Here is a 25,942-nt window from a genome sequence, read left to right as displayed (position 1 = left end):
ATTTATTGTAGAATAATCTATTAATAAGTCAACTTATGCTGTTTTTAAAAAGAAAAAAAAGAAATGGGACATCATCCCATTCCAATTAAAACATTTAAATCTACCTCTCTATGGAAAACCTGTTTAACAGTTTCTTCTATCATAGATAATTGTTAATTCTCACGATCCCTCAGTGATTATTTTTTCTGCCTCACTTTTTAATATCTCTGCTTTATCTGTATTTTCCCAAGGCAATTGGATATCCGTTCTTCCAAAGTGTCCGTAGCAAGCAGTCTGCAAATAAATTGGCTTCCTAAGATTTAACATTCGAATGATTCCTGCAGGGCGAAGGTCAAAATATTTTCTAATAAGTTGGACGATTTTAGTTTCTTCTATTTTCCCAGTACCAAACGTGTCAACAGAGATTGAAACAGGGGCAGCTACTCCAATAGAGTAAGCCAGTTGAATTTCACACTTATCTGCAATTCCTGCCGCAACGATATTTTTTGCTACATAACGTGCGGCATAGGCTGCTGAACGGTCAACCTTAGTAGGATCTTTTCCCGAAAAAGCACCTCCACCGTGACGAGAAAATCCGCCATACGTATCGACAATAATTTTACGCCCTGTTAAACCCGCGTCCCCCTTTGGACCACCGATTACAAATCGACCTGTTGGATTTATATAATATTTTGTGCTTTCATCAATCAATTCTGGTGGTACGACGTAAGAAATGACATATCTATGCAAATCATTTTTTAACTGTTCTAACCCTACTTCAGGTTGATGCTGCGCTGAAATAATAATGGTGTCAATTCGAATAGGCTTTGCATTTTCGTATTCGACTGTAACCTGCACTTTTCCATCCGGGCGTAAATACTCTACTAGTCCATACTTCCGAACTTCTGCTAAACGTCTTGCAAGCTTATGGGACAGGTAAATGGGCAATGGCATTAATTCTTCCGTTTCATTGCAAGCAAAACCAAACATAAGCCCTTGATCACCTGCACCAATTTGGTCTATCTCATCCTCGGACATTAAACCTTCACGTGCTTCTAATGCTTGGTTAACTCCCATCGCAATATCTGAGGATTGCTTGTTCAGCGCTATTAAAATCTTACAAGTATCAGCATCGAGGCCAAACTCGGAGTTTGTATACCCAATACTACGAATTGTGTCTCTAACTATACTTAAAAAATCGACAGAGGCGTTCGTGGTAATCTCTCCAGATAAAACAAGTAAATCCGAACTAACTGAAGTTTCACATGCTACACGAGCATTTGGGTCTTTTTCAAAAATGGCATCTAAAATAGCATCAGAAATTTGATCACATATTTTATCTGGATGTCCTTCCGTAACCGATTCTGATGTAAAAAGGTGACTTTGTTTTTTGTTCATATTTTCTCATCTCCCTAATTTACATTTTCTTTTTCAAAGGTTGTCCAATTTCCCCCACTGAAAATAGTACATAATCTGGATATTGAAGCCGTAAATGTTAATCTTGTGCATGGCAATAACATTGAGGGTTTAAATAGTAGACAAACATTTGTTTTTTTGAGTTTACTCACTAAAAATTTTATTTCATCATATGTTATTTTCTAAAGGGGGGTGATTAATTATTGAAAAATAACAATTTTTTGATCAAAACAGCAAACAAAATGGAGCTGCTTAGACAATTTTTCTCTACAATAGTTACGAGGAGGTGAAATGTTTGTGTCGCACCTTCAAAAAATAATTATATTTTGTGATTTTGATGGAACAATCACCGATAGTGACAACATTATCAATATTATGAGGTATTATCATCCACCTGGGTGGGAAACCATCAAGGATGATATTTTAGCTGGGAGAATTAGTATTCGTAATGGTGTAGGGCGTATGTTTGGGCTATTGCCTGCCTCCTGGCGGGAAGAAATCACCCATTACGCTATTAAACAAGCAACTATTCGACCTGGTTTTGATAAGTTTATTCAATATTGTCAGGAGCATAATATTCGCCTTTTGATTACTAGCGGTGGAATAGACTTTTTCGTTTATCCAATTTTGTCGAGCTTTTCTGTTCCAAGACAAGATATATATTGTAATTCGAGTGATTTTAGCAGTGAACATATTCAAATTCACTGGCCTTATTCTTGTGATGCACAATGCAGTATGGATTGTGGAATGTGTAAACCTAGTATTCTCCGTTCGCATTCGAATATAGATACTATTAAAATTGTCATTGGAGATAGTATTACAGATTTGGCCGCAGCCAAAATGGCTGATCTTGTAATTGCAAGAGATTTTCTTTTACAGAAATGCCAAGAACATTCTCTTCCTTATAAAGAATTTGTCACATTTTACGATGTAATTGAGATTTTAAAGGAGTTTACTAATTAAAGGAGGTGAAACCTAGTAAAAATGGAAATAGTAAATCTTGAAGCCCTTCAAAAAGCCTTTAATACGCTACAAAATGTAAAAGACACATTCTCGAAAAAAGGCTGGTTTCCTGCAACGAGCGGAAACTTATCCGTTCGAGTCAAAGGTCCCCCATTAGATAAAAATCAGTCGATTATTGCCATAACCTCGAGTGGAAAAGATAAATCAATTCATACTCCAGAGGATTATTTATTGGTTAATTTGGATGGAAGCCTTGTACTTCCAAGCAGTTTAAAACCTTCAGCTGAAACTCTAATTCACACCACCATTTATCAACAAATCCCTAATTGTCATGCAGTTTTTCATGTTCATACGATTCCTAATAACCTTATTTCGGAGCTTTATGCTGATCAAGGAAAAGTTACCTTCATGAACCATGAAATTATTAAAGCATTTGATATTTGGAAAGAAGATGCTTCAATAACCATTCCAATCGTTGAAAATTATTTTTCTATTCCACAATTAGCAGAAGAAATTAGCAAAGTTATCAAACCGGAGGTACCAGGGGTGTTAATCCGTAACCATGGTATATATGTTTGGGGAGATAGTGATTTTGCAGCTAAACGACATTTAGAAGCATTTGAATTTCTTTTTGAATATCTAGTGAATATGTATTTCCTAAAAAAGTTTAAATAAATCATTAATAAGGAGAGTTTAGTATGGCTAATATACGCATTCGTAATACGAATGAACGTTTAACAACAGAACAAGAGGTTTCAAGTTTTTTAACTAAACATGGTGTCCTTTATGAACATTGGGACATGAATAAGCTTTCCAATAAGCTGCGTAATCATTTTTTACTTTCAAATGAGGATAAAGAAGAAATTTTAAGTACTTTTGATGATGAAATTAGATCCCTCGCAAACCGACGCAGCTATAAGGAATGGGATGTTGTTGCATTGTCAGATGCTACTCCAAACTTGGACGAGCTATTAAAAAAGTTTGAAAACGTACATGTTCATACCGAAGATGAAGTACGTGCCATTACGGCTGGAAACGGGATTTTTACGATCAAGGGTGGAGATGGGTATTTTGATGTAGAATTGTCCCCAGGAGATGTGATTTCTGTTCCGGTTAACACACCGCATTTCTTTACCTTAATGGAAAATCGCCAAGTTGTGGCCGTTCGCTTGTTTATCGATTCTTCAGGCTGGGTTGCTCACCCTTATGAAGATCCTGATTTCAAACGATAATGAGAGTAAACGTACAAATTATATGAACAACATTAGCCTCTTTCATCTGAAAGAGGCTTTACAAATTGAGAGTCTCATTGATTTAGTAATTCATAATCAAGAAGCCAGTATAGGCCATCATGGTCCGCAATTATTTTTAGGAAGTCATGCTTTCCTGATTTATCTATCGACTTCCATCTTGCATAAGCTATGGACACTAACATTGAAACAAAGGCCTTTCGAAAATGTTCATCCTTAAAATGGTCCTCATTCCACCCTTGTATATTTGGGATAGGAACTGGAATTTCATTGATTTTTTTTAATGACTCAACTAAGAATGACTTTTCCTTTTCTGCTGTTCTTACTTTCTGTATATCAAAAGGAAAATTGCTTTCAGGACATGTCTCTAAATAAACTCTCTTTGATGCTCCCGATATCGGAAAATGATTTAGCCAATCACTCATTTTATGATAACTTTCGGAATTCCATCTTTGATTAATTTTATTACCATTATTCCTTTCAACATCGACATCTCGAATAGAATACTCTGGTTTTATTGGTGAACTTAAACAAGCGCCCATTGTAAAAATGAGATACTCCTTTAAAAAAGTACTATCTGCATTTTTATATCTATTTTTTGAAAAAAATTTAATTGTATTATACAAAAAGTCAAAGGCATCTTCGTTTTCATTCGTTTTCAATTTCCATTTTGTTCTGTCTCTATAAAGGAGTACAGCACAATCTGTTTCATTGTGATAACTAGAACCGATGTTAACACCAATAAACAAAGACCTTTCTTGGATTTCAGTAAAATCTAAAGGTATTATGTCTTTGTCGTTGTTATTTTGTTTCTTACCTCCCCAAGGGATACCCTTCTCATTCGACAATTTCAATATAATCCACCTTCTAACTCTGAAAATCAGCTTATCAATAATATTGTAATCGAAGGTAAGACTTTCAGAATGCTAAACACTAATTAGAGATAGTCCTCCTATTCCTTTTGCTAGTCCACTTCGTTAAACACTATATGCTTAGTAATTAAAAAAGGCTTGTGCTCATTTCTTAATTTTATTCGATTGAGAATGTGGCAAGTCATAATTATGTGATTATAGATGAGGTCGTTAGCTATTTCGGCTAATATCTGTCAGCCGTATAAGAATATAAATAAAGAAAGGCGGTGTATTCCGCCTTTCTTTATTTATATTCACTATCATGAATTCTATTTTGCATTCGCATCGGGTTGGTGAATTCCGATTACGTTCCCTTCGGTATCAATATAGTACCCTTGCCAGGCCATTCCAGGCAAAGCATATTTAGGCATTGCAACTTTGCCGCCATTCTCAAGTATTTTTGCTTCCGTTACCTCGTAATTTTCCACTCCCATTGTACAAGCAAAACCATTTAATGCTTGGCCAGCTTCTGGCGGGGGGCTATGTCGCTGCATTAAAGCACCATTAATCCCTGGTTCATTCTCATCCCCTGTCACGGCACCAAAATAAGGCATTCCTGCATATTCACTCCAATCTTGAAATGACCATCCAAACACCTCTCCATAAAACTTCTTTGCTCGTTCCATGTCACTCACATGAATTTCGAAATGAACTAATCTACCCATCATTTCCTCCTATTTTCCAAGTAATAACTTCCCATTATTTCCAATTACCATCTATGTATTCCCAAATGATGTTTCTATGATGTATGTATTTCTCTATCTATACGGCAGATTCCTTTATTAACTAACAGTAAAATTTTTCAAGAGGAAGTAAGTCGGTTTGCATGAAGTGCGGTTGAAAGATACCTTCATTTTTCTATTATGAGAAACAATTTAAATTAGGAACATTAGTTCGGTAAAAACACAACTTTAGTAACTGTTTAAATAGATTTTGAATTGTTAAACTATTAATAACTTCCTAGATTATACAGAAAACTATTCTGTCAGGAGGGATACAAATGGAACAAAGATTACATTTAATTCCGTACCAAGTGAATGCAGTAGTTGAAGTCGTGTCTGAGGTGCCAAAAGGTATTGAGCTAATTGAGGCACCAAAAATTTGGGAGAGGTCGAAAGGTAAAGGGATCACGGTTGCCATATTGGACACAGGCTGCGATGTCACCCATCCTGATTTGAGTGGGCGGATTATCAGTGGCCGGAATTTCACGACTGATGATAATGGAAATCCTGATGAATACAATGACTATAATGGTCATGGAACTCATGTGGCTGGGACTATTGCTGCCGTCCAAAACGGCAAAGGAGTTATTGGCGTTGCACCAGAAGCAAATTTACTAATATTAAAGGTGCTTGATAAAAATGGTTCAGGGCAATACGACTGGATTATAAACGGAATTAACTACGCAGTTGAACAAAAAGTGGATATCATCTCTATGAGTCTCGGCGGTTCGCAGGATGTCCCTGAATTGCATGAAGCGATTAAAAATGCAATTGCTAATCAAATTCTAGTAGTTTGTGCTGCTGGTAATGAGGGAGATGGAAAAGATTTTTCAGATGAATTCTCTTATCCTGCCTCCTACAATGAAGTGATCAGCGTCGGAGCCATTAATCTCTACCGGAGTTCTTCTGAATTTTCAAATTCGAATAATGAAGTCGACTTAGTTGCTCCAGGAGAGGAAATCCTTTCGACTTATTTAAACGGATCATATGCAACACTCTCTGGAACTTCGATGGCAACACCGCATGTTTCTGGTGCACTTGCCCTTATAAAAGATATAGCTAACAAAAACTTCGAGCGAAACCTCACAGAGCCTGAGCTTTATGCACAATTAATAAAGAGAACAGTTCCTCTAGGGAACTCAGCAAAACTTGAAGGCAACGGATTGCTGTACCTAACAGTAGAGGACTACTTGTCGGATGTGATTAACCAACAATTAACTGCTAAGGTGTTGAAAATATAAAGAAAAACCTAGAATTGCAGGGTTGCTGACATGAAATTGAACCTATCATAATAACGATTACCAATACATTTTATATAGGAAGGAAGGCAAAGGAAAAATGAATCCTTTGCCTTTCTAAGTTTACACTCTTTTTAGATGAAGATATCACACTTGCCCAAGTAGTTGGCGAATTGGACGATGAGGTTGATGAATGCAGTATCGAGGCCTAAAAGGGCCCAAATTCTTTATGAATTTGGGCCCTCTTTTCATTTAGATCTTTGTTTCAAAATTATCGAGCAGCGCACGTACTTCATCTGTTGATTTTGTGTTCATTAATTGATTTCTTAATTCACTTGCCCCAGGGAAACCTTTAACATATATTTTGAAGAAGCGATGCAGTCCTGTGATGGAACGCGGCACTTCTTCTGCGTATTTATCTTGAAGATCAAGCTGCAATCTTAGAAGATCAAGGTGTTCCTTCGTGCTATGCTCTCTTGGCTCTTTTTCAAAAGCAAACGGATTTTTAAAAATACCGCGCCCAATCATCACTCCATCGATACCGTATTCTTCAACCAACTTCAGACCAGTTTGACGGTCAGGAATGTCTCCATTAATCGTTAACAGTGTATCGGGTGCAACCTCATCACGAAGTTTCTTTATCTCCGGAATGAGTTCCCAATGAGCAGCCACTTTGCTCATTTCCTCCCTTGTACGCAGATGTATGGAAAGGTTAACAATGTCTTGTTTCAATATGTGTGTCAACCAGTCCCGCCATTCATCTACCTCCGAAAAACCAAGCCTTGTTTTTACACTTACAGGCAACCCCCCTGCTTTTGCTGCTTGTATGAGCTCTGCTGCAACTTCCGGACGGCGGATAAGACCGCTTCCCTTTCCATTCTGTGTCACATTCGGTACAGGACAGCCCATATTAATATCTATACCTCGAAAGCCTAGCTCCGCCATACCAATACTCATTTGCCGAAAGTATTCAGGCTTATCCCCCCATATATGGGCTACAATAGGCTGTTCATCTTCTGTAAAAGTCAAACGACCACGCACACTCTGCATACCCTCTGGGTGACAATAACTATCCGAGTTTGTAAATTCTGTGAAATACACATCCGGTCTGCCTGCTTTACTTACTACATGGCGGAAAACAACATCTGTTACATCTTCCATTGGTGCCAGTATAAAAAAAGGTCGTGGTAAATCACGCCAGAAATTATCGTTCATCTTTAATTCAAATCCTCTCATCATGGGATCAGGCCACCCCTTATCCCAAAATCAAAAGCAGATAATATCTATCTGCTTCTTTTACACTTATACCATGTTTAGGCACTTTTTATCAAACAGATTCCAAGTGTATATTTTGCCAAGAGCAGCAACAGGTACGGTTCTAGCGGTAATATCTGTGTTTTGATACATATGTGATTGTAACTATCAGTTACTTTGATAGTCGCTTAATAACACCATTTTGCATTAGATCATGCATTAAAGCGATCAAATCCTCTGCTGGCATTATTCTATTCTGCCTAAACCAATAACTCATAATCCCAATCATTGCAGATAGAATATACTCCAAAATGAAATCAACTTCTACAGGGTTCAAATCATATTCTTCAGAAAATGCTTGTTTCAGTATTGGCTTTGTTGAGTTTTTAAGTTTGCTTGCAAAGGCAGGATCACCGTTATCACCAAGTAAGACAGAGTAATATTTACTATTCTGCTCGTATAGTTTTATAAACATATCTATTGGCATACCCATATTTTCATCATCCATAGTGATTGGTGGTAATTCATCCAATGTAGGTATTAAAGATTCTTCTATTTGCTCAAGGACAGCATAAACATCTGTAAAATACTCGTAAAAGGTTCCTCTATTATACCCAGCTTTTTGAGTGATTTCTTTTACAGTGATTTTTTCTATTCTTTTTTCACAGTACAAGGTCCAAAATGCATCAATTAGATTTTGCTTAGTCTGTGCTGTTACCTCTGGTTGTTTTTTCATTTTAATCTCCTTAAAATCCGACACTCACTATTAAATTGTCGGTTGATGATTAGTATAATCCCCCGTACACTGTAATCATACAACAGGTTGTCGGATTATTCCATAGGAGGCTTACTATATGATAACAATTCTTTGTTCTGGTTCACGCGGTGATTTTCAACCCTATATTGCACTTGCACAAGAACTAAAAAAACTAGGTAAGGATGTTCGAATTACCGCAAGCAAAAGTTTTGAAAGCTTTATTCGAAGTTACGGAATTGATGTATATCCTATAGAGGCAGATATTGAAACCATGAAGGTTGACCCTAAGCTTTTGAAGGCAGCAGGGTCATCTGATAATCCTTTAAAAATGCTTTTAACTTTTAATAAAATGAAGGAATATGGAATTTACATGGTAAATGATTACTACTCTGCCTGTGAAGGCAGTGAATTAATCATCTATCATCCCGGCTGCACCATTGGTTATTTTGCAGCACAAAAATTTGGTATTCCTTCTGTTTTAGCTTCTCCTTTCCCAATGCACAAGACGAAAGAATATTTATCCGTGGTAATGTACGGAAAAACAAATTCCAATGCACTCACGAAAAAAGTGAGCTATGCTATGATTCAGGGAATGCTTTGGATGGCTTCAAAGGATTCAGTAAAAGGTTTCTGGAAAAAGAATTTTGGAAAAACACCTGATAATTTTGGTTGTCCTTTTGAAAGACATACAGATAAAAAGCACCCTGCAATTGTCTCATGTAGCAACTTCGTTTTTAAAAGGCCTGACGATTGGAACGAATACATTCACCAAAGTGGATATTGGTTTGTTGAAGAACCTGTTGAGTACACCCCAAACGATGAACTAGCAGATTTCTTAGATTCTGGTGATAAGCCTGTATATATAGGATTTGGGAGTATGACTTCTTTAGAAAAACATGAAGGTCTGGCAGAAATGATAGTTGAAGCGATTGTCAAAACTGGTAAGCGTGGTATTATTTCCGGCATGGGAAAACTATCAAATCTACCTAAAAACATAATAGCAATTGACAGTATTCCTCATTCATGGCTGTTCGAAAGGGTTTCAGCCGTATGCCATCATGGAGGGGCTGGTACGACAGCTGCAGGGTTTAAAGCAGGAGTTCCAAGCATCATTGTACCTTTCTCCAATGACCAGTTTGCATGGGCACACAGAGCATATGACTTAGGTGTTGGTGCAAAACCTATTCCTAAAAGGAAATTATCTTCAGCTAAACTTGCTGATGCAATCGAATTTGCATTAACTGACAAAATCGTTGCAAATGCTAGAACCCTCGGAAAGAACATAGCTACTGAACAGGGTGCTGCGGAATGTGCAAAAATTATTGTGAAGTGTCTTAGCTGATGATGTCGAACATTAATTAAATTAGGTATAAAAAACAAACCAGCAATGATGAAAAATATAAATCAGCTGGTTTGTTTTTCATATTTAATTTCGTATTCCACTCTCTCCAACTTCTAGAAAAGTAACTATAGCTTTTTTCTTTAAAATTGAGAACTATGTATTAGCTTTTTTTATTTTAACATGGTTGCTTGGAGGAACTCTTTTGTCCGCTGCTCTTGTGGATGATCAAAAAATGCATGTGGGCGGTTTCTTTCAATAATCCTACCATCGTCCATGAGGACAATCCAATCGGCAACCTCACGAGCGAAACCCATTTCATGTGTAACTACTACCATGGTCATTCCTTCATCAGCTAACTCTTTCATAGTTGCCAATACCTCACCAACAAGCTGCGGATCAAGGGCAGATGTCGGTTCATCAAAAAGCATGATATCCGGCCTCATGGCCAGCGACCTGGCAATTGCCACCCGCTGCTTTTGGCCGCCTGACAATTTGCTTGGATAAACATCCGTCTTATCAAGAAGACCTACCTTTTGGAGTAAATCCTTTGCCTCTGCAACGGCCTGGTCTTTTGGGAGTTTCTTTACCATGATGGGTGCCTCAATAATATTTTCTAGGACGGTTTTATGCGGGAATAGATTAAAGTGCTGGAAAACCATCCCCACTGTTTGGCGGACATTGTTAATATCGTGGGTTTCCGGGCTAATCTCTTCCCCGAGGATTGAAATGCTCCCACCATCTCTTTTTTCTAAAAAGTTAAGGCATCGCAGCAGCGTACTTTTACCAGATCCAGAGGATCCGACCAAGCAGACAACTTCACTTTCATACACAGACATGTTTATATCTTTTAATACATGTAAATTTCCGTAAGATTTTTGTAAGTTTTCCATTTTAATCATTTCTCGTTCATTCACTTTATACTCCTCCTATCGATCACTAACTGCCAATCTCTTTTCGAACAGGCTCACCAGCATTGTTAATACTGCAACTAGTACTAGATAATAAACGGCTACTATTAACAAGTAGGTCATTTCATCGAAATTATTGGAACCCAGTGTCGTCGAAACATTGAACAGCTCATTCATGGATATAAAAGCTGCCAGGGATGAATCTTTAAGTCCAATAATAAATTGGTTTCCAAGAGGAGGCAGTGCCCGCTTGAAGGACTGCGGAAGAATGATACGGCGCATTGCTAGTATCCTGGTCATGCCGAGTGAGCGTGCAGCTTCCATTTGTCCTTTATCAATAGACTGAATGGTTCCCCGGAAAATTTCTGCAATATAGGCACCATTATGGAAGGCGAGTGCAAGAGCCGCTGCCCAAAAATCAGGAATGAGAAAAATTCCGCTGAAGCCAAAATATAGAATGAAAATCTGGACAATGAGTGGAGTTCCCCTTACAAGGAATACATACGCATTTGAAATATACTCCAAAACTTTAATCCTTGAAATTTTCAAAAGAGCAAAAAACAATCCGAATAAAATCCCAATTAATATGGAGACGACCGTAAGCTTTAACGTCAACAACGCTGCATCTATGAAAAGGTCTTTACTATTGATAAACGTATGTAAAAAGTGCGAAAAACTAGGCAAAATAACGACATCCTTTCTATCTAACAATTAATCTATTATTCAGGTTTTTTCGTAATATCCTCCCCGAAATACTTTTGACTGATTCGGGATAGTGTTCCATCGTTATGGAGTTTTTCAAGCGCTTCATTAACCCGCTTGAGCAGAAGTGGATTATCCTTCGGAATAACAATAGCCTGCTCACTCCGCTCGATTAACTGCTGCCCCTGAATTTTAAATCCTTCCTTTTTTGCACTTTTCCCAGTGACAAAATCGGTAATAACGGCGTCATGCCTGCCAATACTTAGCGCTTTTAATGCCGTAATATCACTGTCATACATTTTAATATTGCTAGTGTACTTTTTGGCTGTATCCGCATAGGTGGAGCCCTTTGCTACGGCAACTTCTTTTCCTTTTAAGTCATCTACTGTTTTAATCTCGCTGTCAGGTCTTGTGAAGATTTGTGGACCTGAATAATAGTAGGGTGTGGAAAAATCAACTTGTTTGGCACGCTCTGGGTTAATGGTGTGGCTGGCAACGGCTGCGTCTGCCCGTCCCGTTTTAATGCCCTCAATAAGTCCTTTGAATTTCATCCTCTTCTGGACTGGTTCAATTCCAAGTTCTTTCCCGACTGCGTTTCCCACCTCTATATCGAAACCCGTCATCGATAAATCTTCATTGTTTACATAGCTAAAGGGCTTAAATTCTCCTGAAGCTGCAAAAATAAATTTCTCCTTATCTATCAGCTTTGTTCCATCGGCCAACTGGTCCTTTTGGATACAGCCAGTCAGCATCCCCATCAGAAACAAGCACGATAGAATCATTATGTATCGTTTTTCCATGCTTGATTTTTCCCCTCTCTCTTTCAAGCTTTTACTTTCCAGGTAATTTTAAAAAGGACTGCTTTTCTGCTTCAGAAGCAGAAGAGCAGTCCCTATGTTTTCAATCACGATGCTCAAAAGTTCTACAAGCTGTTTCTTCCACAGTATCAGCCTTTCTGCTGCCATGTGGACCTATGACATAAATGGATTCAGCTACACATTGGTCACCATCTGCCCAATACTTACAGTTTTTAACATTACATTTCACATCCAATATCATGATTGTGCCACCCCCTCTAATAGGTTTACTGTTTTAATACCCCCTTCAAGGTTGATTGAAACAAATTTTACGACCAATTGCTTTGCCATTACCCTTTAGAATCTTTTTTCTAACTAATAAAACACTCATGGAACTATAAAGCTCAACACAAAAAAGGCCCTGTTTTGTAACAGAGCCGAGTAGTAATTCTTATTTTTTTAAACAAGCTGTGACGTACACTCCAGTTGAAACTCTGACATAAACTGCACATCACAATTTAAATCTACTCCCATTTGGAGATGCAAAAATGAGCATTCTAATTATACTCCACTTTGTTTGTAGTCTGCTTCCCTATTTCCCCTGCATGGTCAGGTTTGCCGATTGCTTTCCCCTGATTGTAGGATATTCCAAATCCATATTCGTATTTGTCACCGGATTTACTCACATAGGAATAATCAGCATATTCTTCCTCAGCAAAACTAGGAACATCGCCCACTTCTTTCTCTACTGCGTCTACATTGGCAGGAATCGCAAAAGGAAGTTTTCCAGAAGGGTTAAACTCTCCGCGAATGACATCGATAATCGCTTCAGGCTTTGTTCCGTAGGTGGCAATCACAGCGGCAGCATTTGGTTCAATTTGATTTATTAGCCATGGGCTGATAAAGTTGATAGCTGTGATAGTCGGAACTGTTTTTTGAATTTCAACAATTCTTTCTACATCGGCAACTCCAGTTTCAGGTCCTACTGTAATTCTTGGATTGTTATCCCAGTTTGATTGAGCTGGTTTAACCCAAACGAAAGCATGTGTGGCTTCTTCAAGATTATCTACGATCACGATAGAATCATCATGATTTTTAATAGCTTGTTTCAGATTTTCATTCGTTGCTTTGTTTACGCCGTTGCCGAATAATTCTACATAAAGTTTTACTTTTTGAAGCTTCGCATCTTTTAAAGGCAAAAGATTTTTATCGTTTCGCAACAGAACGATTGATTTGAGGTGAGCCTCATCAGCCAATTTCTGAGCTTCAGGATTGGAGACAACATCCAGAGCGTTTTGCGGATCTACATATGGGTCTTCAAACAACCCAAGGTTCATCCTTTCTGTAAGTAATAAAGTAATTGATTCATCAACCTCCGCTTCAGAAAGCAAGCCTGAATTTACTGCGTTTATAATGAGCTGCGGATTAGAAGAACCGGAGATAATATCTGTGCCCGCTTTAATCGCCTTCGCCACTTTTTCTTCGGCTGTCAGACTTTCGGCACCCCAGGCATTGTTTCCGACTGCACCTGTATCGGAGTTTACATACCCTTTAAAACCAAGGTCATTTCTCAGAAAATCTAATATTCCTTTGTTTAAAGCAAAGCCCACTTCTTCAAATTGTTGATTTTCACTATACCATGGCAAACCTTGCTCGGCACTGTCATTGCTTGGGTAGGCATAATAAGGCATGACAGACGTTACATTCGCCGCAATAGCCGCCTTGAAAGGAGGGATATGGTACTTTAATAAACTTCCTTCGGTAGGATAAGGATTAAATTTACCATTCACAAAATGAGGATCAAGGCCATTATCACGTGCTCCCCCGCCAGGGAAGTGTTTTACTGTTATCGAAACACTGTCTTGACTTAATTTTTCACCTTGAAAACCATTAATGACATTATAAATCATGTCTGAAGCCAGTTCAGAATCTTCACCAAAGGTATCTTCTATTCTAGCCCAAAGTGGGTCTGTGGCGTTATCGGCTGTATATCCGTATACCTTACGAATCCCGGCCGATCTCCATTCTTTGGCCGCAATTTCGCCAAATTCCTTTACAGCTTCAGCATCTCGTGCTGCCGCAAACCCTAATGGACCAGGCCAAAACGTATGTAGGCCCGAACCCTCACTATTATTGGTGTAATCTGTAGAAGCATGATTCCGTGGATTAGAAGTAACGACAACCGGAATTCCCAGTCTTGATGATTCCCCTAGCTCTTGAAGCTGATTGGTATATTTTGCAATCACATCTACACTAGGGGTTTGACGAAAGATGACATAGCGCATATTATTCTTAACAATCAGGTTGTCATCCTCCTTTACATATCTTCCATCTGTAGGATTTGCAATCGGAGTATGAGTGTTTATCAGCATCAACCCTGCTTTTTCAGCAAGCGTCATCCTTGAAACTAGATCAGCTACTCGTATTTCAACAGGGTTTCTCCAATCTTCGTAAGGATCAAGGCTCTTGTTGCCATTTAAATCCCTGAACTGCTTCCCGTTAACGGCAAGGACCCCTTTCTTAGCCGCTTCGATTTCCGGCTGGCCTGTACTTGGATCAGCCGGTACACGGTAAGTAGCCGTGTTCGCCCCTGATCCTCCAGGATTCATATTGTTGGTTGGGTCTACATAACCTAAGTCCTCATTCCCATTTGCATTTACCACCGGAACCATTGCCGGGGCCAGCAGTGATAGCGCAAGCGTACTTGCCAAAACCTTCTTTCGTAACTTAGATGATTTCTTTCTGATTTTTGAAGAGATTGAAGCCATTTGTTCCGTCCTCCTATTGAGTTTTAAAATTTACAAAACAGATCAGCAATCGATACGGTATACCCCCCCTTTTATGTAACCCCTTACATTTTTTGAAAATATTTCTAGGATTTTTATTAATTTAGCAAACTAGTAAAATAACGATATTCAATAAATTATCAACCTCTTGGAAATATTCGAAATACTCTTTTATAAGCAACCCTTTAAAGTTATTTATGAATAAAATCCAGATGCCTTTAAAAGGCATCTGATTTTATCAATTTAGTGACATAAGCAGTCCATTAAGAAGTTTTAAAAGAAAACCCAGTAGATACAGCACTCTTGAATCGACACGAAAGCCAATGGATTAAAGTCCAAGTAATTTCGGAAGAAACATACTTATTTGAGGAATATAGGTAACCAGCAAGAGTGCCACAATAATGGCCCCATAAAATGGTAAAAGTGGTTTAATAACATCCTCTAACTCTAATTTAGCAACACTTACGCCTGCGAATAAGGCACTGCCGACTGGCGGTGTGATATTACCAACACATAAATTCAACACCAGCATAATTCCGAAATGGACAGGGTCCATGCCGAAGCCTGTTACAATCGGAAGAAAAATCGGTGTAAAGATGAGAACGGCAGGGGTAATATCCATAAATGTTCCAATGATAAGGAGGAAAATGTTCATAATTAATAAAATAATAATTGGACTTGAAGAAATCCCCATCATTAAGTCACTTATCATTTGTGGAATTCCAGTAAATGACATAACCCATGACATTACTCCAGACGCTGCAACAAGCAGCATAATCATACAAGTCAGTTCTACTGATTCAATCAGAATTCTTGGAAGATCTTTTACCGTAACCGTCCGGTAGACTAACGATAAAATAAGTGTATAAAGCACTGCCACAGCTGCTGCTTCTGTAGCCGTAAAAATGCCGGCGAGAATGCCGCCTATGACAATCACAATGAGCATTAAGCTAGGAATGGCATCGAAGAATGTTTTCATCGCAATTCTGAACGTAACCCTTTCAGGCACTGGATATTTGCTTTTTTTAGCGATGATAAACGCAACAACCATACAAAGTAACCCCCATAAAATTCCCGGTAGATAACCTGCAATAAACAGAGCCGCAATCGAGGTTCCTCCGCTTGCAAGTGAGTATATAATTAAGGTTTGACTTGGGGGAATGATTAATCCAGTCGGTGCCGAAGCAATATTGGCAGCGGCTGAAAATCTCGGATCATATCCTTCTTTGTTCTGCATAGGCCCCATAACCCCGCCTATAGCTACGGCAGAAGCAACCGAAGAACCAGAAATGGATCCGAACAGCATATTGCCCACAACATTCGTATGGGCGAGCGAACCTGGCATTCTTCCTACCAGTACTTTTGCAAAATTAACAAGCCGTTCGGCAATACCACCATTGGTCATCAAGATCCCTGCAAGGATAAAAAAGGGAACAGCCAGCAATGAAAAATTGTCAATCCCCGTAACAAGCTTTTGGCCCGCTGTAAAGATGGCCATATCGTATGGAAGCTGCGTCAGGATAGTTGCAATAGAGGCAATTGCAATACTGACAGAAATAGGAACGCTTAAAACTAGTAATAAAGTAAAAACAAATAATAAAACAAGACCAGCTTCTACCGCCATAGAAGACACTCCTCTTTTTCTGTAAACTCTAGATAAGTACAGTTAATTTTCTTCATTGGTTATCAACTTATTTTTTTTAAAAGAATCTACTACCCCAAAAATGGAATACAATAAAAACATGACTCCACCTACTGGAAGACACAAATATAAATACTCCATCGGCATCTGCAAAGCGGGTGAAACTTGGCCGACTGCATTTTGGAACGCATTTGAACCTCCAAAGATTAGAATGAAGATTGCAAAAGTCATAACGCAAATTTCTACCAGTAAATTTATGATTCCTTGGAATTTTCCGGGGATTTTACGTACCAGAAAAACGATTGCAAGATGTTTTTTCTTTCCATATACATAGGCCCCGCCTACCATAGACAGCCAAATCAGGCCGTACCGCAGAAATTCCTCAGATACTGTACTCGGGGAGCTTAATACAAATCTAGTGAACACTTGCCAGGAAGCAACTAAAACCATAAGAACCAATAAGGTGCAAGTGAGTATTTCTATAAACCTATCAAGGAGCTTCTTCATAGAAACTTCCCCTCTCATCAAAAAATTTCATAAGGTAAGAGGTCACGTAATCAGTAAGCTTTATACTAACCCGTGACCTCTATGTGGTTTTTTTATTTTACGTAGCTTTGGAAATCATCAAAGTATTTGGCATTTAATTCATCTGCATCTTTATATTCATCATGAAGCGGTTTTGCCGCATCAATAAATGATTGCTTGTCGATCGTGTAGAACTTAACGCCCATTTGCTCTGCTTGTTTCTTTGCTTCTGTGACCGCTTTTTCCCAGGCGGCTTTATGGCTTTCAGCCGACTCTTTCGCACTATCTATAAGTGCCTGCTGTTGTTCTTCCGACAGCTTTTCCCATGCTTTTGTGCTGATAATTAATACATCCGGTACATATTGATGCTCTGTGTAGGAGTAAGCTTTTGCCACTTCCCCGTGTTTATTAGCCGTAAGACCCATTTCATTATTCTCTGCCCCATCAATGATTCCTTGCTGAAGAGCTGTATACACTTCCCCGAAAGACATCGGTGTTGGTGAACCGCCCATTGCTTTAATCATGGCGATAGAAGTCGGGCTTTCTTGAACACGAATCTTCATACCTTTTAAATCAGTAGGAGATGCTACTTCTTTATCAAACGTATAAATGCTTCTTTGGCCTGCACTATACCAGCCGATCGCAAACCAGCCTTTATCCTTTGTTTTCGTAAAAATTTCCTGAACCGCTTCACTATTATCCATTACTTCATAATAATGGTCTGTGCTTTGGAAGACATATGGTAGGGAAAAAATTGAATAGCTTTTTTCAAAGCCTTCCAATGCGCTCGCACTTACTTTTGCCATTTCAAGCGTACCGGATTTTACTAGTTCAATCACATCACGCTCCTGGCCTAAAACCCCATTCGGAGAAACCTCAATTTTTACACTGTCTTTTGATTGCTGACCAGCCAATTTGGCAAACTCTCTTAAAGAAGGAGTAACAGGGTGCTCCTCAGGATGGTTGGAGGCTAAACGAAAGGAAACCTGCTTAGCTGATTCACCTCCAGTTTTACTGGTGGTTTCATTCCCGGCGCAAGCAGCTAAAAGCGACAAAGAAAGTAATCCCGTAGCAGCCATTGATAATATTTTTTTTAATTTCATATAATCTTCCCCTTAATGTGAAATTATTTAGTTTGCTAAACAAACAAAGGTATTAGATGGTTATTCAGTAACCTTCCAAGGAGTAACAGTATCTGTGACATGCGTTCCATCTGCCTTCTTAGCTGATGCAATTACTTCATTGCCACTTTCTTTAAGTTCTACACTATCCCAAACAAATACACCTGGTTGCTGCATTGTACCCTTACCATAATCTTTGCCGTTTACAGTTAAGCTCACTTCTTCTAGGTTTGAATAAACCTTTACTTGTGTGATACTTTCTTCTCTTTCAGAATATCTTCTGCTTGTGATATATACAAATTGGTCTTCTTTATTCCATTGCGCTTTATAGAAATAGAATGCATCCTTCTTAACCTGGCGATCATGTGACACAAGACCCTTAGTATTAATACCTGGGGTTGACGCCTCATTTTTACCGGCAACGCCAAAATCAAACATATTCCAAATATGAGTTGCCCATAACCAAGGACGCTCACTAATGATACTCCATGCACTTTCATGAAGATAATTTTGAAATTCTTCTGGCTGCCATGGACCACGAGAAGCTGCGGTATTCCAGTTATTGATAAAGTCTTCATCGATCACGTCATGCTGATAAGGGTTAGCACCCCCACCATACTCGGAAATACCCAATGGAACATTTGGATATTTTTCATGTAATGTGTCAAGGTAGTCAGCTAAATCTCCAGCTTTACTATAATACCAACCAAAATAGGTGTTTAATGAAGCAGTGTCGACACCTGCATTTTCATTCCAAGCCAAATGTCTATCCACAACTTCCTTATAACCCGTAAGATTAAAGGATGAATTCCCCTGAATAGCGTGAGTAGTTGGTCTGTTAGGATCTAATTCTTCTGCTTTTGTTACCAAACGCTCCATCAATTCCGTTGCCTTGGCATACTGCTCTTCAAGACTTACACCACTGCTAACATGAGTATAGCTATTGCCCCTTCCTCCAAATTCGTTCTGAAGACCCCATGTTACGATGGATGGGTGATTATAGTTTTGTTTAATCATCTCCGTTAATTGTTTTACGGCATTGTTTGAAAATTCTTCTGTTAGTGACATGGAATTTACCAATGGAATTTCAGCCCACACGACCAATCCCATTTCATCAGCCATATTGTAAACATACTGTGAGTGCGGGTAATGAGCGACCCTCAGTGTGTTCGCACCAATTTCCTTAATGAGCTCAAAATCCTCTGCCCTGACTTCATTTGGCACTGCATTGCCATACCCTTTTCTTTCCTGGTGGATGTTAACGCCACGGAGCGGGTAACTTTCTCCATTTAGGATGAAACCTTTATCAGGATCCACAGAGAAATAACGGAACCCTACTTTTTCATTTACCTTGTCAATTACTTCGCCTTTTCTTATTACCGTTACTTCAACAGTATATTGGTAAGGATCCTTTGTCCCATTCCAAAGGTGTGGATTATTTACTTTAAATGTACCTGTAAATTCAGCACGATCTCCTGATACCTCTGCAGATTTTAACTTTTTCCCATCAATTTTTAATTCTGTTCTCGATTTGACTGCGCCCTCTGCATCTTTTATTTCAGCTCTAACCTCTACAGAGTTAGATTTACTTTTAACATCATTACTGCTTACTTAAACTGGCACTGTAAGGGTTACCTCGGCATTTTTCTCAATCGATTCATCGTTTGGAATGGTAACATATACACCATTTGAACCATCATCTTCTACATCAATATGGGTTTGATCCGTAACTATTAGATTGACACTTCTGTAAATGCCGCCAAAAAAGGTAAAGTCTGCTGATAGTGGAGCTGAATCTTTTACTTCATTGTTTACCCTTATGGCTACAATATTTTTTTGTCCATAATTTACATGGTCTGAAATATCAACTGTAAATGCAGTATAGCCACCTATATTGGTATGGAGCGACTCGCCATTAACAAAAACTTCCGCCTCTTTGTTTGCAGCTCCAAACTGTAAGAATAATTTTTTACCCTCATAACTATTAGGAATAGTTATTTCTTTTCTGTACCAACCATCTCCTTGGTAATATCCCCCAAGGTCAATGCCGTCCTCTGCGTTCCACGTATGAGGAAGGCTTATCTGTTCCCAGCTGCCATCGTTGAAATTTGTGGCACTAAAATTTTCCTCTGCACTTTGAGCACCTTTGTAGAATGTCCAATCTTCATCAATATTTTCTACAGTTCTACCTGTATTGACCACTCCATCTTTCTTATTGTTCTTTCCCCCTTGCTCAGCACTTACACTTGGTATAACAAGTGAAAATAGCAACATTGAAACAACAATAACTAATGCCGACTTTTTAAAGTTAGTTGATAATATTGACATCTTTCGCTCCCCTTTTATTTCAATTATTATGACATCTACAGATGACGATGTTTTTTTACCTCCTCACTCCTATGATTAAGAACGCTTACATATAATGATTTTACAAGTTTAATAATCATTAATTAATGTTGTTTATTTAGGAATGTATATGTTTTTTTTAGGTTTATTTTTTACATTTTAGATTTTCCCCATCATTATTTTAATGGTGAACAGCAAAAAAACCCGCCAATCTGGCAGGTTTTCGGTCACACTTAGTATTTAAATCTCCTTTTTTATTACTTTTGTTTTATATTGGTTTGGAGTCATACCGTAGGTTTTCTTAAACACTTTATAAAAGTGACTATAATTTGTATAACCGATTTCAAAAACGATATTTTCTACTGTCATATCAGTATTTTTAAGTAATTTACTTGCTTCTGTCATTCGAACCTCAAGCAATAAATCTTTTAAATTTTTACCAAATTCTTTTTTAATAAGAGTGCTTAGGTAACTGGGATGAAAATGAAAGTAATCTGCCATTTCATTAAGATTAATATCTTTATATTGATCTCTAATGTACTTTAAAATTTGTTCCCTTACCTTATGTTGTTCATCATTAATAAGTTCTCCAGTGCTATTAGTTATTTCTCTTGATAATTCTGTAAATAAAATGAGGAAATAGCCGTTAATAGCCGCTGAAGATCTAAGTTCTCTTGAATAGTATTCGAGCAGAAGATTTTCTAAAATTTTCTGTATTATAGAATCTTCTTTTACATGGTGTTTTAAGAAATTTTGTGACTTACTCTTAGAGTAAAGACTATTGATGACAAAATTGGAAATATAGTTATCATCGGACAATAAGTACATAAAAATCCCATCAAAAAATTCCGATGTCAAGATAATATTGACTACCACATCTGATTCACCTAATGGTAAGGAACTATGTACGACATTTCTGTCCAATATACATAAGTCCCCTTTATTCATTTGGATTTGTCTTCCCTTTATTTCCTGAATAAAACTACCTTGTAAAACATATACAATTTCAATGTATTCATGTTTATGTTTTGGCATAGGTGTATATCTTGTTTTTCTCCTTATTGCAAACTTATTTAATTTAACCTCATTATTGGGATAAGAGGTAACAATTCCATTCTCGTCTTTTCCCATAATTATTTTCCTACCGTTATTCCCTAACTTATTGGCAGGGATTGGAAGTTTTAGTTTTTTATCTTTGGGGATATTTTCAAGAGTCTGTATTATATGTTCTTCTATGTCAGTTCTAATGTTAATTATCTCCAACAATTCTTTATAACTTTTTAGCCTCATTTATATATTCTCCAATCTTTGAAGGTACAATAAAAATGATTTCTTGTATTTTAACATTGGTTTAATAGTTTTGAATAGTTGTTAAATTTACACATCTTTATTAAACAATGTTTCTATATCAATGAGTAATTACTGAGGGGTTGGAAATTCATTAGACACTAGTGCCCAAAAATGTATATTTGTGAAACAATTACGGAGGCGTTTATCTAATTGATTTTTAGTAGACGTTACTCAATATTGGCGAAAAGACACCGCATTGTGGGGCCCTAAATGGAAGGTTTTTACACATAATTAGAATATCCTTCACTATCACATTATTAATTAATTTTTCTTATAAGTAGTAAACAGCACTCCACATGTGTGAGTCTATGTGGCAACAACCTGTGCGGTGGTAAGGTTTTTTATAATTTTTGGTATAAACCTTCCGGAGCTATAAATAAAAGAGCATCCCAAAAGAGATGCTCTACAAAATGTTAATCACAGAATAAATCTGCTGATTAAGATTCTAATTGTGTTTACCCGATTTTAAGATGTTTTTCAGTTCTCTTTTCTTTTTCATTTTGGTTTGTAAATATGCCAAAGGGTTTACCAACTGGTAAAACAACTTGCCCAAAATGTGTATTTAAAACTGCTGCTGCAGAACCATAAAATGATAGTAAAGCAATGAACAATTCAGAGATTGCTGCAAGCATATGTGAAAATTCATATATAATATCAAATGAGCTTAGCGACAACCCGACAAATAAGAAATCAATTAGCACAAAAATAAAAAACAGTACTTTATGGGTTTCCATTGCACCTACCGTCATAAATAAGCTGAAAATTAGATAACCGACGAAGGCAACACCTAGCTGTTTTGAATCCGCATTAGCAAGGACTTTTTCACCTAGTGCACCTATTTGAATCAACCATGTTGTGCCGACACCAAACCAAAATAATCCAAATGCTCCAAATGCCGTTGTTCCAAATACATTATTCTTTTTCGAATCTAGGAAACTTGCAATTAATTGTGCAAGACCACCTAAAAAGAAAGCCCATGGCAGAATTAAAGCAGTGCCTTCTGTTAGTCCTAATTTTTGTGATGATGCTACAAGCGTAACAATTGCTAAACCAAACAGCCCAAGTGCTGATGGATCAGCTGTAACTATTTTTACTGAAGTATGATTTTGATTATTCAATGATGTCTACTTCCTCCTTAGTAATATGCCTTCATAAAGATACAGAAAATCGTCCGTTTTGTCTATATTAAAATGTATTATTTATGTTCCGAAGTTTTAGGAAAAATTCACAAGTATTTACAAGGACCTTTTGAATACATATATAGGACACTCATAAGATCTTGTTTTCATAGAACATTTCCCAAAAAAATTTTTAAAAAAAGAAACTAAAGAAGCCCATTCCATGAGGAATGAGCTATTACTTATCGACACTGCACTTTTCTTTATCGGACTGCAAGATTAAGGACCTTAAAACCAAAAAGACCGAACTTAATGAAAAGCTAAAGGAAAGCGACAACCAGGACTTCGCCATTAATATCGGTACAAAATTGAAAGATGTCCCCAACTTAAAAGAATTAATGCCGCAGGTCCTTCATTCTCTGGTTGAAAAGGTCATTTGTAGAATGATGGCACCGTCCACATTCAATACAGCTTTGTTAATCCACTGCAAGACACATAACAGGCAACACCCAGTTGGATTAGTTGCCTTTCTTTAAAATGAGTTGCGAGATACACTCCACGTGCGCCGTCTGCGGGAACATATCTACAGGCTGGATATATTTTACTTCGTATTTAGCACTTAACAGATTGATGTCTTTTGCCAAAGTAGACGGGTTGCATGAGATGTAAATAAGCTTTTCTGGTGCTGTTTGTAGAATCGTCTGAATTAATTGTCCGTCAAGACCGGTTCTTGGCGGATCCACCACAATCACATCAGGCTTCCATCCCTTTTTCACCCATTTAGGAAGTACCTCTTCTGCTTTACCAGGTACATATTTGGTATTGGTAAATCCGTGACGTTTAGCATTTTTCTTGGCATCCTCTATCGATTCAGGAATAACATCCATCCCACGGACCTCAGCTGCCTGGTCTGCTAACCACAAGCCAATAGTTCCCACTCCACAATAAGCATCGACTATTTTTTCTTGACCAGTCAACGCCGCTGCCCTTTTTACTTCATTATAAAGCTTAATGGTCTGAACAGGGTTTAACTGAAAGAAAGTCCTTGCCGATAACTCAAACTGGAGGTCTCCCAATGTTTCTTGGATAAACTCTTCTCCTGCTAATGGCAAAGTTTCTTCTCCAAAAATCAGCGACGTTTTTTGTTCATTTATATTCTGAACGATGGATTTTACATTAGGAAGTTTTTTTTTGATTTCCTCAATAATCTGTTCTTTCTTTGGTAATTCCCTTTGATTTGTGATGAGAACAATTTGGAGCTCACCACTTTGCACTCCTACACGGGTAACAATCGTCCGAACAATCCCTTTACGCGTTTTCTCATTGTAAATCGTGATTTTTAACTCTTCGAGAATCTTTTTAACAGCATTAACGGCTTCATTCGTTTGTGAATGCTGTACCGCACAATGTTCAATATTTATTAATTCATGAGAGTTTAAGCCATACAGTCCTGCTAAAATCTTTCCATCCCTGCCTGCGAGTTGAAAACTACTTTTATTACGATAGCCCCATGGATCTTCCATTCCAATCGTTTCCCGGATATCAAGTTTATCCACCGCCAGCCGGGTATGACGTTCAAGCGATTGAATGACAATATCCCGCTTTTCTTTTAATTGCTGGCTGTATTTTAAATGCTGCAGCTGACAGCCGCCGCATTCCTCATAGACTGGGCAAGGCGGCTGAACACGGTGTGGTGATTTTTTGCGAATTTTTTTTATTTTTGCCTCAGCAAATTTTGGATTAATCTTTGTTGCCTCAACCACTACCTCCTCGCCCGGAAGTGCTCCTGGTACAAAAACTACCTGCCTTTTAAAATATCCGACACCTTCCCCATTAATGCCGAGCCGTTTGATGGTTAAAGGAAAGGTCTGATTTAGCTGTATTTTAATTGATTGATCTGTTTTCATCTTGTTCACTCCAAATTCCGGTTCCTGTTTGATATCACCGTATTATAGCATTATTAACAGAGAAAAGCCGAATTCTTCGCGAATCCAGCTTTTTTACAAATTATTTTCTCCAGAAACTCGGGATGATCTTTGATAAACCTTTCTTTTCCGGCTTAAATTCATCCAGACTTTTGAATTTATAGCCTTTCTTTTTCAAATCCTTAATTACTTTTTCAAGGGCGTCGGCATTATCCTTCGAAACAGTGTGCAGTAGTAAAACACTTCCAGGATGGATTTGTCTCATAATGTTCAGGTAAGAATATTCCCACCCTCTCTGAGCATTCGTATTCCAGTCGACAAAAGCCAATGACCAGAAAACATGTGTATAGCCTTCTTCCTTCGCAATCTGCATCGTTCTCTCGCTGAAAACACCTCTTGGTGGACGTAAATACTTCATTTTCTTTTGACCCGTAATCTCTTCAGTCTTGTCCTTTACTTTTTGTAGTTCTTCTCGAATTCGCTCATCACTAATCTGCGTCATATTGGGATGGTGCCAAGAATGATTACCAATGATATGACCCTCATCCACCATCCGCTTGGTCAATTCAGGCTGCGATAATAAATAATGCCCTGTTACAAAAAAAGTTGCCGGCACCTTTTGCTTTTTTAATACATCAAGGATTTGACCGGTGTATCCTGCTTCATAACCATTATCAAACGTTAGATAAAGGACTTTTGAATTGGGATCTCCTTTATAAAAAGCACCATACTTTTCAAGAATCTTTTCATACTCTGCCCCAGCGTCGGGCGGCTGTTCATCAACTGCTTTCTTAAAGCCCCAATGGATCGGCTTATTTGGAACATACCCATATGTAACCTGAGGCACCATTAACAGCAGCAAACTAAGGATGCATAATAACTTTTTCATC

25 protein-coding genes and 1 pseudogene are annotated in these 25,942 nt (G+C 38.0%); 6 read left to right on the top strand and 20 right to left on the bottom strand.

Annotated features, from left to right (window positions below):
* Positions 1-159: 159 nt before the first annotated feature.
* On the bottom strand, positions 160-1,377 hold the full coding sequence (metK, locus tag QNH29_RS05555; protein WP_283863846.1) for a methionine adenosyltransferase: 1,218 nt from the start codon (positions 1,375-1,377) through the stop codon (positions 160-162).
* 309 nt (positions 1,378-1,686) lie between these two features.
* Between metK and QNH29_RS05550 the strand changes: the two genes are divergently transcribed.
* The 3 genes from QNH29_RS05550 to QNH29_RS05540 are packed head-to-tail and all read left to right on the top strand — an operon-like array spanning position 1,687 to position 3,590.
* Positions 1,687-2,358, top strand: a complete 672-nt coding sequence (locus tag QNH29_RS05550) for a 2-hydroxy-3-keto-5-methylthiopentenyl-1-phosphate phosphatase (protein WP_283863845.1) — start codon at positions 1,687-1,689, stop codon at positions 2,356-2,358.
* Positions 2,359-2,379: 21 nt separating this feature from the next.
* Complete coding sequence (locus QNH29_RS05545) at positions 2,380-3,033, top strand: methylthioribulose 1-phosphate dehydratase (protein WP_283863844.1); 654 nt, start codon at positions 2,380-2,382, stop codon at positions 3,031-3,033.
* Between the two features lie 23 nt (positions 3,034-3,056).
* The gene (locus QNH29_RS05540) at positions 3,057-3,590 is read left to right on the top strand and encodes a 1,2-dihydroxy-3-keto-5-methylthiopentene dioxygenase (protein WP_283863843.1); all 534 of its coding nucleotides are present in this window, start codon (positions 3,057-3,059) and stop codon (positions 3,588-3,590) included.
* A gap of 74 nt (positions 3,591-3,664) precedes the next feature.
* On the opposite strand, the gene QNH29_RS05535 is transcribed toward QNH29_RS05540, so the two are convergent.
* Together QNH29_RS05535 and QNH29_RS05530 are read right to left on the bottom strand one after the other, a co-directional pair.
* On the bottom strand, positions 3,665-4,462 hold the full coding sequence (locus QNH29_RS05535) for a hypothetical protein (protein WP_283863842.1): 798 nt from the start codon (positions 4,460-4,462) through the stop codon (positions 3,665-3,667).
* Between the two features lie 326 nt (positions 4,463-4,788).
* Positions 4,789-5,184: a VOC family protein gene (locus QNH29_RS05530; RefSeq protein WP_283865543.1), complete on the bottom strand. Its 396-nt coding sequence runs from the start codon at positions 5,182-5,184 to the stop codon at positions 4,789-4,791.
* 335 nt (positions 5,185-5,519) lie between these two features.
* Here QNH29_RS05530 and QNH29_RS05525 point away from each other — a divergent pair, with 335 nt between their 5' ends.
* Positions 5,520-6,482, top strand: a complete 963-nt coding sequence (locus QNH29_RS05525; protein ID WP_283863841.1) for a S8 family peptidase — start codon at positions 5,520-5,522, stop codon at positions 6,480-6,482.
* Between the two features lie 249 nt (positions 6,483-6,731).
* Here QNH29_RS05525 and QNH29_RS05520 read toward each other — a convergent pair whose 3' ends face one another.
* Entirely contained in the window at positions 6,732-7,694 is a 963-nt protein-coding gene (locus QNH29_RS05520) for a tRNA dihydrouridine synthase (protein ID WP_283865542.1), read from the bottom strand.
* Positions 7,695-7,905: 211 nt separating this feature from the next.
* Positions 7,906-8,469, bottom strand: a complete 564-nt coding sequence (locus QNH29_RS05515) for a TetR/AcrR family transcriptional regulator (protein ID WP_283863840.1) — start codon at positions 8,467-8,469, stop codon at positions 7,906-7,908.
* A gap of 118 nt (positions 8,470-8,587) precedes the next feature.
* Here QNH29_RS05515 and QNH29_RS05510 point away from each other — a divergent pair, with 118 nt between their 5' ends.
* Positions 8,588-9,832: a glycosyltransferase gene (locus tag QNH29_RS05510; protein ID WP_283863839.1), complete on the top strand. Its 1,245-nt coding sequence runs from the start codon at positions 8,588-8,590 to the stop codon at positions 9,830-9,832.
* A 170-nt stretch (positions 9,833-10,002) separates the two neighbouring features.
* On the opposite strand, the gene QNH29_RS05505 is transcribed toward QNH29_RS05510, so the two are convergent.
* The 13 genes and pseudogenes from QNH29_RS05505 to QNH29_RS05450 all read right to left on the bottom strand — a co-directional run bounded on the left by QNH29_RS05505 (position 10,003) and on the right by QNH29_RS05450 (position 23,127).
* Positions 10,003-10,746 carry an amino acid ABC transporter ATP-binding protein gene (locus tag QNH29_RS05505; protein ID WP_283863838.1) on the bottom strand — a complete coding sequence of 248 codons (744 nt, stop codon included), beginning with the start codon at positions 10,744-10,746 and terminating at the stop codon, positions 10,003-10,005.
* Positions 10,747-10,758: 12 nt separating this feature from the next.
* Positions 10,759-11,424: an amino acid ABC transporter permease gene (locus QNH29_RS05500; protein WP_283865541.1), complete on the bottom strand. Its 666-nt coding sequence runs from the start codon at positions 11,422-11,424 to the stop codon at positions 10,759-10,761.
* Between the two features lie 35 nt (positions 11,425-11,459).
* On the bottom strand, positions 11,460-12,242 hold the full coding sequence (locus QNH29_RS05495; RefSeq protein WP_283863837.1) for a transporter substrate-binding domain-containing protein: 783 nt from the start codon (positions 12,240-12,242) through the stop codon (positions 11,460-11,462).
* 100 nt (positions 12,243-12,342) lie between these two features.
* Positions 12,343-12,501, bottom strand: coding sequence for a DUF1540 domain-containing protein (locus QNH29_RS05490; RefSeq protein WP_283863836.1), 159 nt, complete (start codon positions 12,499-12,501; stop codon positions 12,343-12,345).
* 295 nt (positions 12,502-12,796) lie between these two features.
* Positions 12,797-15,007, bottom strand: coding sequence for a glycoside hydrolase family 3 protein (locus QNH29_RS05485; protein WP_283863835.1), 2,211 nt, complete (start codon positions 15,005-15,007; stop codon positions 12,797-12,799).
* A gap of 346 nt (positions 15,008-15,353) precedes the next feature.
* Positions 15,354-16,649, bottom strand: coding sequence for a TRAP transporter large permease (locus QNH29_RS05480; RefSeq protein WP_283863834.1), 1,296 nt, complete (start codon positions 16,647-16,649; stop codon positions 15,354-15,356).
* Positions 16,650-16,691: 42 nt separating this feature from the next.
* Positions 16,692-17,174 carry a TRAP transporter small permease gene (locus QNH29_RS05475; RefSeq protein WP_283863833.1) on the bottom strand — a complete coding sequence of 161 codons (483 nt, stop codon included), beginning with the start codon at positions 17,172-17,174 and terminating at the stop codon, positions 16,692-16,694.
* A 92-nt stretch (positions 17,175-17,266) separates the two neighbouring features.
* The gene (locus QNH29_RS05470; protein WP_283863832.1) at positions 17,267-18,295 is read right to left on the bottom strand and encodes a TRAP transporter substrate-binding protein; all 1,029 of its coding nucleotides are present in this window, start codon (positions 18,293-18,295) and stop codon (positions 17,267-17,269) included.
* A 60-nt stretch (positions 18,296-18,355) separates the two neighbouring features.
* Positions 18,356-19,630 (bottom strand): glycoside hydrolase family 2 TIM barrel-domain containing protein, encoded by a 1,275-nt coding sequence (locus tag QNH29_RS05465; protein ID WP_283863831.1) that lies wholly within the window; start codon positions 19,628-19,630, stop codon positions 18,356-18,358.
* A 21-nt stretch (positions 19,631-19,651) separates the two neighbouring features.
* Positions 19,652-19,906 (bottom strand): annotated as a pseudogene (locus tag QNH29_RS30380) (hypothetical protein); the annotation flags it as partial.
* A gap of 18 nt (positions 19,907-19,924) precedes the next feature.
* Entirely contained in the window at positions 19,925-20,641 is a 717-nt protein-coding gene (locus QNH29_RS05460; RefSeq protein ID WP_283863830.1) for a sugar-binding domain-containing protein, read from the bottom strand.
* Positions 20,642-20,899: 258 nt separating this feature from the next.
* Positions 20,900-21,949: an AraC family transcriptional regulator gene (locus QNH29_RS05455; RefSeq protein WP_283863829.1), complete on the bottom strand. Its 1,050-nt coding sequence runs from the start codon at positions 21,947-21,949 to the stop codon at positions 20,900-20,902.
* 515 nt (positions 21,950-22,464) lie between these two features.
* The gene (locus QNH29_RS05450) at positions 22,465-23,127 is read right to left on the bottom strand and encodes an acetate uptake transporter (RefSeq protein WP_283863828.1); all 663 of its coding nucleotides are present in this window, start codon (positions 23,125-23,127) and stop codon (positions 22,465-22,467) included.
* A 230-nt stretch (positions 23,128-23,357) separates the two neighbouring features.
* On the opposite strand from QNH29_RS05450, the gene QNH29_RS05445 reads away from it, so the two are divergent.
* Positions 23,358-23,663 (top strand): hypothetical protein, encoded by a 306-nt coding sequence (locus tag QNH29_RS05445; RefSeq protein ID WP_283863827.1) that lies wholly within the window; start codon positions 23,358-23,360, stop codon positions 23,661-23,663.
* Here the strand turns inward: QNH29_RS05445 and rlmD are convergent.
* Both rlmD and pdaA read right to left on the bottom strand, forming a co-directional pair.
* On the bottom strand, positions 23,646-25,034 hold the full coding sequence (gene rlmD / locus QNH29_RS05440) for a 23S rRNA (uracil(1939)-C(5))-methyltransferase RlmD (RefSeq protein ID WP_283863826.1): 1,389 nt from the start codon (positions 25,032-25,034) through the stop codon (positions 23,646-23,648). The two genes, QNH29_RS05445 and rlmD, sit on opposite strands and share 18 nt — an antisense overlap.
* Positions 25,035-25,134: 100 nt before the next feature.
* Entirely contained in the window at positions 25,135-25,941 is an 807-nt protein-coding gene (pdaA, locus tag QNH29_RS05435) for a delta-lactam-biosynthetic de-N-acetylase (RefSeq protein ID WP_481858778.1), read from the bottom strand.
* Position 25,942: the final 1 nt, after the last annotated feature.

This window comes from Neobacillus sp. DY30 (assembly GCF_030123065.1).
Taxonomy (GTDB): Bacteria; Bacillota; Bacilli; order Bacillales; family Cytobacillaceae; genus Neobacillus.
Note: the sequence above shows the minus strand (reverse complement) of the source record. Positions and strands in the feature narration are given on the sequence as shown.

Coding starts and splice junctions, on each gene's coding strand:
- QNH29_RS05460 (WP_283863830.1), bottom strand. CDS start 20,641: ATGTCAATATTATCAACTAACTTTAAAAAGTCGGCATTAGTTATTGTT.
- QNH29_RS05480 (WP_283863834.1), bottom strand. CDS start 16,649: ATGGCGGTAGAAGCTGGTCTTGTTTTATTATTTGTTTTTACTTTATTA.
- pdaA (WP_481858778.1), bottom strand. CDS start 25,941: ATGAAAAAGTTATTATGCATCCTTAGTTTGCTGCTGTTAATGGTGCCT.
- QNH29_RS05455 (WP_283863829.1), bottom strand. CDS start 21,949: ATGAGGCTAAAAAGTTATAAAGAATTGTTGGAGATAATTAACATTAGA.
- QNH29_RS05530 (WP_283865543.1), bottom strand. CDS start 5,184: ATGGGTAGATTAGTTCATTTCGAAATTCATGTGAGTGACATGGAACGA.
- QNH29_RS05445 (WP_283863827.1), top strand. CDS start 23,358: ATGAGCTATTACTTATCGACACTGCACTTTTCTTTATCGGACTGCAAG.
- QNH29_RS05540 (WP_283863843.1), top strand. CDS start 3,057: ATGGCTAATATACGCATTCGTAATACGAATGAACGTTTAACAACAGAA.
- QNH29_RS05490 (WP_283863836.1), bottom strand. CDS start 12,501: ATGATATTGGATGTGAAATGTAATGTTAAAAACTGTAAGTATTGGGCA.
- rlmD (WP_283863826.1), bottom strand. CDS start 25,034: ATGAAAACAGATCAATCAATTAAAATACAGCTAAATCAGACCTTTCCT.
- QNH29_RS05470 (WP_283863832.1), bottom strand. CDS start 18,295: ATGAAATTAAAAAAAATATTATCAATGGCTGCTACGGGATTACTTTCT.
- QNH29_RS05515 (WP_283863840.1), bottom strand. CDS start 8,469: ATGAAAAAACAACCAGAGGTAACAGCACAGACTAAGCAAAATCTAATT.
- QNH29_RS05545 (WP_283863844.1), top strand. CDS start 2,380: ATGGAAATAGTAAATCTTGAAGCCCTTCAAAAAGCCTTTAATACGCTA.
- QNH29_RS05475 (WP_283863833.1), bottom strand. CDS start 17,174: ATGAAGAAGCTCCTTGATAGGTTTATAGAAATACTCACTTGCACCTTA.
- QNH29_RS05495 (WP_283863837.1), bottom strand. CDS start 12,242: ATGGAAAAACGATACATAATGATTCTATCGTGCTTGTTTCTGATGGGG.
- QNH29_RS05485 (WP_283863835.1), bottom strand. CDS start 15,007: ATGGCTTCAATCTCTTCAAAAATCAGAAAGAAATCATCTAAGTTACGA.
- QNH29_RS05520 (WP_283865542.1), bottom strand. CDS start 7,694: ATGAACGATAATTTCTGGCGTGATTTACCACGACCTTTTTTTATACTG.
- QNH29_RS05510 (WP_283863839.1), top strand. CDS start 8,588: ATGATAACAATTCTTTGTTCTGGTTCACGCGGTGATTTTCAACCCTAT.
- QNH29_RS05550 (WP_283863845.1), top strand. CDS start 1,687: ATGTTTGTGTCGCACCTTCAAAAAATAATTATATTTTGTGATTTTGAT.
- metK (WP_283863846.1), bottom strand. CDS start 1,377: ATGAACAAAAAACAAAGTCACCTTTTTACATCAGAATCGGTTACGGAA.
- QNH29_RS05525 (WP_283863841.1), top strand. CDS start 5,520: ATGGAACAAAGATTACATTTAATTCCGTACCAAGTGAATGCAGTAGTT.